9 protein-coding genes are annotated in these 8700 nt (G+C 66.9%); 6 read left to right on the top strand and 3 right to left on the bottom strand.

Annotation, left to right across the window (positions count from 1 at the left end):
• The 3 genes from OLX02_RS01990 to OLX02_RS01980 form a co-directional block, all read right to left on the bottom strand.
• Positions 1 to 636: VCBS domain-containing protein (locus OLX02_RS01990; RefSeq protein ID WP_264419763.1), on the bottom strand; the 636-nt coding region annotated here is incomplete at its 3' end.
• A gap of 411 nt (positions 637 to 1047) precedes the next feature.
• Positions 1048 to 1737, bottom strand: a complete 690-nt coding sequence (locus OLX02_RS01985) for a response regulator (RefSeq protein ID WP_264419761.1) — start codon at positions 1735 to 1737, stop codon at positions 1048 to 1050.
• Positions 1734 to 3266 carry a DUF4118 domain-containing protein gene (locus OLX02_RS01980; RefSeq protein ID WP_264419759.1) on the bottom strand — a complete coding sequence of 511 codons (1533 nt, stop codon included), beginning with the start codon at positions 3264 to 3266 and terminating at the stop codon, positions 1734 to 1736. The genes OLX02_RS01985 and OLX02_RS01980 overlap by 4 nt, the downstream gene beginning before the upstream one ends.
• A gap of 102 nt (positions 3267 to 3368) precedes the next feature.
• On the opposite strand from OLX02_RS01980, the gene OLX02_RS01975 reads away from it, so the two are divergent.
• The 6 genes from OLX02_RS01975 to OLX02_RS01950 all read left to right on the top strand — a co-directional run bounded on the left by OLX02_RS01975 (position 3369) and on the right by OLX02_RS01950 (position 8684).
• Complete coding sequence (locus OLX02_RS01975) at positions 3369 to 5318, top strand: potassium transporter Kup (RefSeq protein WP_264419758.1); 1950 nt, start codon at positions 3369 to 3371, stop codon at positions 5316 to 5318.
• Positions 5319 to 5432: 114 nt separating this feature from the next.
• Positions 5433 to 5696 carry a hypothetical protein gene (locus OLX02_RS01970; protein WP_264419756.1) on the top strand — a complete coding sequence of 88 codons (264 nt, stop codon included), beginning with the start codon at positions 5433 to 5435 and terminating at the stop codon, positions 5694 to 5696.
• A 96-nt stretch (positions 5697 to 5792) separates the two neighbouring features.
• Positions 5793 to 6893 (top strand): CaiB/BaiF CoA transferase family protein, encoded by a 1101-nt coding sequence (locus tag OLX02_RS01965; protein ID WP_264419754.1) that lies wholly within the window; start codon positions 5793 to 5795, stop codon positions 6891 to 6893.
• A 102-nt stretch (positions 6894 to 6995) separates the two neighbouring features.
• Positions 6996 to 7760, top strand: coding sequence for a DsbA family protein (locus OLX02_RS01960; protein ID WP_264419753.1), 765 nt, complete (start codon positions 6996 to 6998; stop codon positions 7758 to 7760).
• A gap of 290 nt (positions 7761 to 8050) precedes the next feature.
• Positions 8051 to 8341, top strand: a complete 291-nt coding sequence (locus OLX02_RS20155; protein WP_319641222.1) for a hypothetical protein — start codon at positions 8051 to 8053, stop codon at positions 8339 to 8341.
• Complete coding sequence (locus OLX02_RS01950; protein WP_413630051.1) at positions 8265 to 8684, top strand: hypothetical protein; 420 nt, start codon at positions 8265 to 8267, stop codon at positions 8682 to 8684. Before OLX02_RS20155 ends, OLX02_RS01950 begins: the two co-directional genes overlap by 77 nt.
• The last annotated feature ends 16 nt before the right edge of the window (positions 8685 to 8700 follow it).

The raw sequence follows: 8700 nt of genomic DNA, 5'->3' as shown, positions 1-8700 counted from the left end.
CTTGAACTCGTCGTGCGCGTTGTTCGCCGCGTAGGTCCACGTGCCGTCCGCCGCGATCGAGAACTTGCCGTAGCCTTGATCGCCGGCAACGTTGGTCTGCACGACGAATGCGGCCGAGCTGTCTACGTCCGTCGCATCGAGCTTGCCCCCCGTGCTCAGCGCGCTGTTCGTCTCAACCAGCAGGCGGCTGTCCAGCCCGGTGATGACTGCCGGATCGTTCGCGCCGACGATGGTGATCGTCACATTGGCAGTGCTCAGCGTGCCATTCGCCATCTTGGCGGTGTAGGAGAAGGTGAACGTGACGGTCTCGCCCTCGGCCAGCGCGTCAATGCTGTTCAGATCGTCGAGCTTGAACGCGATCTGGCCGTCTCCAAGGTGAAGCTTTCCCTTGAACTGGTCGTGATCGCCGAACGTTACGGCCTGGTCGTAAGATGCAACCATCTGGCCGCTGGTGGTCGTGCCACTGCCGAGCGAGAAGATCTTGGCCGAACCCGGGTCGTTCCCCAGAACGTCGATAACACTCCAGCCATCCAGCGTGGTGGAATTCTCGCCCCAGGTGAAGAAATCGTCCTTCGCAGCGTTGTTGGTGAGCGCGACCTTAACCGAGGTCTTCGCGGGCGTGGATGTCGTCGGCATTGTCTGGTCCCCTGTCGAATGCACATGTGCCGCCACGGGACCGGACTGGTTAACGATCGAAAATCGTCAGCCGAGCAAAATCACAAAATCCGTCCCGCGACCATTTTTTGTTAAGCAGAATTAGCCTTCTGCACTGGGGAATCACGTACGTTGGGACCAAGGTCGTCACAATATACCTTAAGGATCAATTTGGCATACCTGAGGTTAATGCTGTCTCGGTTTGCGACATAAATTTGGCCCAAATTGGTCTATAACCGACATTTTGCAGCAATCGTTCGCAGCATGGGGAGGCGAATTGGGCGCCAACGGCATCCCGGCCAACAAGCACGGGTGACGACCCGCGATTCGTTTACCATTACTATTAACTTAGTGAAGAATAGGGATAAGACGCAGTTCTTGCGTCAAGCAGTCTTAACTGGTGACCAGCCTGTATCCGATGCCCGGTTCACTGCGCAGCGCCGAGGGTTTCCCCCGCCCGCCCTGCTCCAGCTTGCGGCGAATGCCGCGGGCCGCCACGCGCAAATACTCCACGTCGCCCTCGTGCCCCGGCCCCCAGATGCTGCGCAGCAAATGGGCATGGGTCAGCACTTTGCCCGCGTGAGCCGCGAGTTCGGCCAAAAGCGCATATTCCTTAGGCGCGAGGTGGACCTCTGCGTCCGCGCGCGTCACCTGCCGGGTGACCAGATCGACCGCAACGTCACCGAAGCGCACCACCGGGCTCGCAGCCGTGGGTGCCGCACGGCGGCGCAGCGCGGTGCGGACGCGCGCCAGTACTTCCTCAGCGTCGAAAGGCTTCACCACATAATCGTCCGCACCCAGATCGAGCGCCGCGACTTTTTGCCGGGTAGCATCGCGCGCCGAAACAACGATCACCGCCGCCCCCGCCCCGCGCAGCAGCGGCACCAGTTCCAGCCCGTCGCGGTCGGGCAGGCCCAGGTCGAGCAGCACCAGCGCAGGCGCCTCGGCGTGAAGCGCGGCAAGCGCCCCGCCCGCATCGACGGCTTCGCTTACCACATGGCCCGCGCTTTCCAGCGCCGCGCGCAGCAAGGCGCGGATCGGCGCCTCGTCCTCCACGATCAGGATGCGGGAGGGAGCGCTCACGCCGCCTCTCCCACATCGCGCAACAGAGTGGACGGCACATGCAGCGCGAAGCACGCTCCGCGCCCGTCGGCACGATTGGCCGCGCTGACGGAGAACCCCATCGCCTCGGCAAACCCGCGTACAATCGCCAGGCCAAGCCCGCTGCCCCCCGTCCGGTCAGATCCGGCGAGGCGCTGGAACATCCCGAACAGACGCTCGCCCGCGCCCGGTGGCAGGCCGGGGCCTTCATCGATGACGGAAAGCTCGATGCCGCCAGCGTCCACAGGGCCTGCCCGCACCACGATCCGTCCATCCGCCCCACCGTGGCGCGCCGCATTGTCGATCAGGTTGATAAGACAGTGGTGCAGCAGGCGGGGGTCGGCCAGCACGAGCGGCAAGTCGTCCGGCACCTCCACATCTACCCCGCGCCCCGCCAGCGTCCGGCTCACATCCCCGATCGCGGCAGCAACCGCTTCGCCAAGGTCCACCGGTTCGGTGGCATGGTCGAGATTGCCCGTCTCGATCCGCACCATGTCGAGCAGGTTGGCCACGAAGCGTTCCAGCCGTTCCGCTTCCGCGAGCGCAGCGGCGAGTTGCGCCGCCTGTTCCGGCCCTTCGGCCCGCATCGCCCGCAACGTGCCCAGCACGGTCGTCAGCGGCGTGCGCAGATCGTGCCCCACCGACGAAAGCAGCGCGGCGCGCAGCCGGTCGCGCTCCTGCACTTTGCCCAGCGCAACCATCTCCTCCTCCGCCATGATCCGCGCTGCGGCCAGGCTCGCCTGATCGAGCAGGCTGCCCAGCAACGGCAGGCGTTCGGCACGCAGCGGCGCGGCCGCATCGGGGCGGGCGATCCCCACGACCGCGACGATCTTGCCGCCCGCTGCGACTGGGTGGAACAACCATTCGGACGCTGTCGGCGTCGGCGCGCCGGGGCCGGCGGCGAGGCCGCTGCCCAGGCACCACTGTGCCGAAACCTGCTCCAGCATGTCGAGCCGGTCCTGCGGCGGATCAGAGGCGACCAGCACGGCCTGCCCGTCCTCGTCCGGCTCCGCCATCACCACGCGCACGTCGAAACGCCGCGCGATCTCGCGGGCTAATAGCGGCCACAACGCATCGCGGTGGCTGACCGCCATCAATTGCCGCGCGAAACCGGCCAGCGCGGCATCGCGCGCCGAATTGGCCTGCGCCAGCCGCGCCTGCTCGCGCAGCCGCCCCGCCATCTGGCTGCCGACCACGGCCACGCCCAGCAGCACCAGCACGGTGACCAGATGCGCCGGATTCCGGATGGCGAACGTGTGGATCGGCGGAATGAAGAAGAAGTTGTAAGCGAGCGAGGAGCCCAGCCCTGTCACGATCCCCGTCACCAAGCCATGGCGCGTTGCCGCGAACATCACCGGCACAAGATAGAGCAGGCCGATGTCGGCAATGGCACCGCGCGTGAACAGACCCGCGCCCAGCAGCGTCATCGCGGCAACGAGGCCCAGCGCTTCCAGATAGCCGCGCAACGTGCCCCAGCGGGCGGGATCGGAAGGAATCGGCGCGTCGCTCACCCGTCCCGATTGCCCCCGCCCTGCCCGCCTGTCGAGCCGGCGCGGCATAAACATTCCGTAAAGCCGCGTGCGGCGGCGGGCCGCGGGGCATAGGGTCACGCCATGATCCAGACATCCGCCCTTGCCGCCGATGGCTCCTCCAACGCAGCCGTGGCCACCGCGCACACCGGCCCCGCGACCGAAAGCAGCCACGGGCACGGCGAAAGCCTGAGCACGCTGGCCATCGGCGCGATCGGCGTGGTGTTCGGCGATATCGGCACCAGCCCACTCTATGCGCTCAAGGAAAGCTTCATCGGCCACCACCCGCTCGCGGTGGACCACGCGCACGTGTTCGGTGTGCTCTCGCTGATCTTCTGGACGATGACGGTGATTGTCACGATCAAGTACGTGCTGGTGATCCTGCGCGCTGACAACAAGGGCGAAGGCGGCAGCCTGGCGCTGCTCGCGCTCATCGGCCGGCGCCTTGGCCCCACGAAATGGAGCGCGGCCATGGCCATGCTGGGGCTGGTCGCCACCGCGCTGTTTTATGGCGATGCGATCATCACGCCGGCCATTTCGGTGCTGTCAGCGGTCGAAGGACTGACCATCGTCTCACCCGGCTTTGCCGATTACGTGCTGCCCGTCTCCATCGCGATCATAGCCGCGCTCTTCGCGATCCAGTCGCGCGGGACCGCGGCCGTCGGACGGCTGTTCGGGCCGGTCATGCTGGTCTATTTCGCGGCGCTGGCGGTGCTTGGCCTGGTCCAGATCGCACAGGCGCCGCAAGTGCTTCAGGCGCTCAGCCCGGTTCATGCCCTGCGGTTCTTCATGATCGATCCGCTGCTCGCCTTCCTCGCGCTCGGCTCGGTTGTGCTGGCGGTGACGGGTGCCGAAGCACTCTATGCAGACATGGGCCATTTCGGCCGGCGCGCGATCATGGTCGCCTGGCTCTGGGTCGCCCTCCCCTGCCTGCTGATCAACTATCTCGGCCAGTCTGCGCTGCTGCTGCGCCGTCCCGAAGCGATCCAGAACCCGTTCTTCCTGATGGCGCCGGATGCGCTGCGCCTGCCGCTGGTGATCCTTGCCACGCTGGCGACGATCATCGCCAGCCAGGCGGTGATCTCCGGCGCCTTCTCGGTCACCCAGCAGGCGATCCAGCTCGGCTTCCTGCCGCGTCTGCGCATCACCCACACCAGCGCGCACGCCGCAGGGCAGATCTATGTGCCGCTGGTCAATTGGGCGCTGCTCGGTCTCGTCATCCTGCTCGTGCTCGGCTTCCGCACGTCCAGCAACCTCGCCTCCGCCTATGGCATCGCAGTAACCGGCACGATGTTCATCACCGCCTGCATGGCCGGCGTGCTGACCTTCGCGGTGTGGAAGTGGCACCCCCTGCTTGCCGGTCTGGTCACCGGCGCGTTTCTCATCGTCGATGGCGCCTACTTCGCCTCCAACGCCACCAAGGTGCCCGATGGTGGCTGGTTCCCGCTGCTGGTCGCAGCCATCGCCTTCGCCGTGCTCACCACATGGGCGCGCGGGCGGCGGATCGTGCGCGAGCGGCTGGCGGAAGATTCGATGCCCTTCGACCTGTTCCTCGATTCCGTGTGCCGCCGGGTCCGCCGCGTGGCGGGCACTTCGGTGTTCCTAGCCTCGACGGTGGAAGGCATCCCGCCCGCGCTGCTGCACAACCTCAAGCACAATCACGTCCTTCACGAACGCGTGGTGGTCCTCACGGTCATCACGCAGGGCGTGCCCCACGTTGCCGCCGATGCCCGCCGCGAGGTGGAGGACATGGGCAGCGGCTTCTACCGCATGATCGTGCGGACGGGCTTCATGGAAGAAGCCGACATTCCCGCCGAGCTCGCGGCCGAAACCCGCGCCGGCGGACCGTTCAGGCCCATGGACACCAGCTACTTCCTGGCGCGGCAGACGCTTATCCCCTCGGCACGTCCCGGCATGGCGCTGTGGCGCGAGGCATTCTTCGCGTGGATGGTCCGCAACGCAGCCAGCGCGATGCAGTTCTTCAACCTGCCCACCAATCGCGTGATCGAACTGGGCAGCCAGCTTGAGATCTGAGCATCGGTTCACCGCGTGCAGAACTCCCCTTACGGCGAATGCGCAGGCAGGATTCGACTTGAGTTCAGATATTTGCAATAATTTACAGGGCGATCGAGATGAGCGCAGGACATAATGGCAAGGCAAGGTAAGACGGTCAGGATCGGGACACGAAGGCGCGGCCTGCCCGAAAGCACGGACTGGGCGCGCGCGCGCCTGTCTCGCTGCCTGCAACTCGCCTACCCGCTGCAGCCCGTCCCGCAGCACTTCGATGACCTCGCCTTCGCGATCGAGAACGAGGAAATCGCGCGCCTGCTGGGCGAGATCGCCGACCTCGAGAACGAGCGCCTCGACCGCATGAGCCGCGTGCTGTCGCGCCACCACGGCAACGACAACTGATGCCTTCCCGGCGCACGCCCGCCTCACCCCGCTTGACCTTGGCCGCGCGTTCCCCGATCGCTTAACCGATCGATTGAAAGCGAAAGGAACTGCGCGGTGAAGCTTGAGGGAATCCGGGTGCTCGACCTGTCGAGCTTCATCCCCGGACCTTACCTGACGCTGGCGATGGCAGATCACGGCGCCGAGGTCATCAAGATCGAAGCGCCCGGCGGCGACCATACGCGCCACATCGGCCTGTCGGACGGGCCGGACACCGTCTATTTCCGTGCCTTCAACCGCGGCAAGAAAAGCGTCGTGCTCAACCTGAAGGATGAGGCGGATCGCGCCGCGTTCCTGCGGTTGGTGGACACGGCGGACGTGGTGGTGGAATCGAGCCGCCCCGGCGTCGCCGCGCGGCTGGGGATCGATTATGCCACGCTGGCGGCGCGCAATCCCCGCATCGTCTTCTGCGCGATCAGCGCGTTCGGGCAGGACGGGCCGCTGGCGAAGCGCCCCGCGCACGATCTCGCTCTCGAAGCGATGACCGGCGTGCTCGGCGCGACGCTGGGCAGCGATGGCAAGCCGGCCATGCCGGGCATCCCGATCTCCGACTACCTCTCCGCCCTCCAGGGCCTGTCGGGCGTGCTGATGGCGCTGCTGGCGCGGGAGAAGACCGGACAAGGCGACTTCATCGACATCTCGATGCAGGAAACCCTGCTTTCGGCGACCTCCAACGTGATGGGGCCGACGCTCGCCGAGGGACGCCAGCCCATCGTGGCGCACGAGCGGACGACCGGCGGCGGAGCGTTCTACCGCTGGTACCAATGCGGCGACGGGCGGATGCTGGCCATCGCGGGGCAGGAGCGCAAGTTCATCGAGGCCCTGCTCGGCCACCTCGGCCGGCTCGACCTCGCACCGCTGTGCAAGGAGCCAGGCCCACACCAGCAGCCGGTGGTGGACCTGCTGGCCCGGGCCTTCGCCGGCATGACCCTGGACGAAGCGGGCGCGCTGCTCGACCGGCTCGACGTGTGCTGGGGCCCGGTCAAGACCTACCCCGAAGCGCTGGAGGACGAGCAGGTCGCCGCGCGGGACTTCATCGCCACGGATGATCTGGGCCGCCGCCACATCGGCACGCCGATCCGCTTCCGCAACGAACCCGGCCGCCCGGCGCTCCACGCCCCCGCGCTCGGCGCCGATCAGGCGCTGGCGAAGGGGTGACGTGTCACGCCGCTGCCATACGCCTGTGGAAGGGGCGCGCGATTGGCTGACCGACATTCCTGATCCTGCCCTCCCCGCCCGCCTGCCTGAAGGAACCTTGCCGTGTCCCGACTTCTTCCGCGCCTGATCGCCGCTGCACTGGTGCTGGCCGCGCCCGGCCTTGCCGCCGCCGCGCCGAGCCTGCCGCTGCCCGGCGAGGACAACGGCGCCGAAACCCCGGTCAGCGCCACTGGCGGCTGGCGCTCGGCCGAGGCGGTGGCGCCGCTGGGCAAGGCAGACCGCGTCTATGGCAATGCCGACGCGGATCTGACGCTGATCGTGTGGCTCGATCCCGAGTGCCCCTACTGCAAGATGTTCGGCAACACCGGCGAGCGTCTGGTCGATGCGGCGGGCGGACGGATGAACCTGGCCGTGCGGCTGCTGCCGCTGCCCTTCCACGGCGAGCCGGCGATGGCAGCTTCGGCCGCATCGCTGTGCGTGGCGGATCAGAGCGGTCCGGCGGCCTACTATCGCTTCCTTGACGCCTACCTGGCGATGACTGCCACCAACGGCCGCGGCATCGCCGCCCAGCCCGGCGGCGGCAACCCGATCACCGCGCTGGCGGGCGCGGCGGGTGCGGCCGACACCGCGCGCTTCAATACCTGCCTGCGCTCCACCGCAACGATGCGCCGCGTGCTGGAGGAAAGCGATGCGGCCCAGCGCGCGGGCGTGGCCGGCACGCCCGCCGTGGCGATCCGCAACAACCGCAATGGCGAAAGCGTGATGGCCGATGGCGCGATCCCCGAGGAGGACATCCGCGCCGCGGCGAACTGGCTGGTTGCACGGCAGGTGCGCCCCATGAGCAGGAATGCCCCCGCCGGGAGCTGATCTCTCGCCGGGAGGGGCTGCCACGCCCCCTGCGCAACGCTGGACCAATATGCAAAAAGCGTAATCTGGGCGAACAATCGCTACGGAGAGGAATAGCCATGAGCATCGCGACCACCACCTCGCCCGTGGCAACCACTTGGTCGAACGTCATTTCCGAAGAGACGATCCAGCACCTGCTATTCGATCAGACGAGCGCGCCCACCATTTAGCTGGACAAGCATGTCCTGACGTTCACACTGAGGGACGGCACGATTTCGCTGCACGCCAGCGACGCGTTTTCCTTCAGCCCCATGACCGGTACGATCGACGGTTTCACCACCCCCGATACTACGGTGACAGGGCTTTCGATCACGCTCGGCGATTTCATGCTGGCCATGCGCGATGGTGATTTCGACGCGATCAACCAAGCCGTCTGGGGACGGGCCGATACGATCACCACCGGCGCCAGCGACGACCTGATCCGCGGGTTCGGCGGATCGGACACGCGGCGGCGACGACAACGACCTGCTGCTGGGCGGCACCGGCAGCGACAGGCTCTACGGCGAGCGCGGAAACGATCAGCTTTCCGGCGGCGCAGGTGACGACGTGCTTTCGGGCGGAGTCGGTGCGGATTCGCTGAACGGCGGCAGCGGGGCCGACTTCCGCACCATGGACATGATCCGCGACTTCAACCGGATCGACGGCGACCGGATCGACCTGTCCGTGCTCGACGCCAATCGCGGCGTGACGGGCGACCAGGCGTTCTCGTTCATCGGCAACGCCGCCTTCGGCACGGGCACGCCCGGCCAGATCCGCGTCGTCTCCACCCCTTTTGCGTCGGTTTACCAGATCCAGATCAACAGCGACAACGACGCCCAGGCCGACTACGCGATCATGGTCGTTTCGCTCAGCGGCTCGCTGCAGGCGGGCGACTTCGTCCTCTGATCCGGCCTCACAGGTG

The sequence above is a fragment of the Novosphingobium sp. KCTC 2891 genome (genome assembly GCF_025938155.1).
GTDB lineage: Bacteria > Pseudomonadota > Alphaproteobacteria > Sphingomonadales > Sphingomonadaceae > Novosphingobium.
This window is presented reverse-complemented; position numbering and strand designations above follow the sequence as displayed.

What these genes read in the sequence shown, in the direction of transcription:
- OLX02_RS01975 (WP_264419758.1), top strand. Translation starts at nt 3,369, where the DNA reads ATGATCCAGACATCCGCCCTTGCCGCCGATGGCTCCTCCAACGCAGCC.
- OLX02_RS01970 (WP_264419756.1), top strand. Translation starts at nt 5,433, where the DNA reads ATGGCAAGGCAAGGTAAGACGGTCAGGATCGGGACACGAAGGCGCGGC.
- OLX02_RS20155 (WP_319641222.1), top strand. Translation starts at nt 8,051, where the DNA reads ATGACCGGTACGATCGACGGTTTCACCACCCCCGATACTACGGTGACA.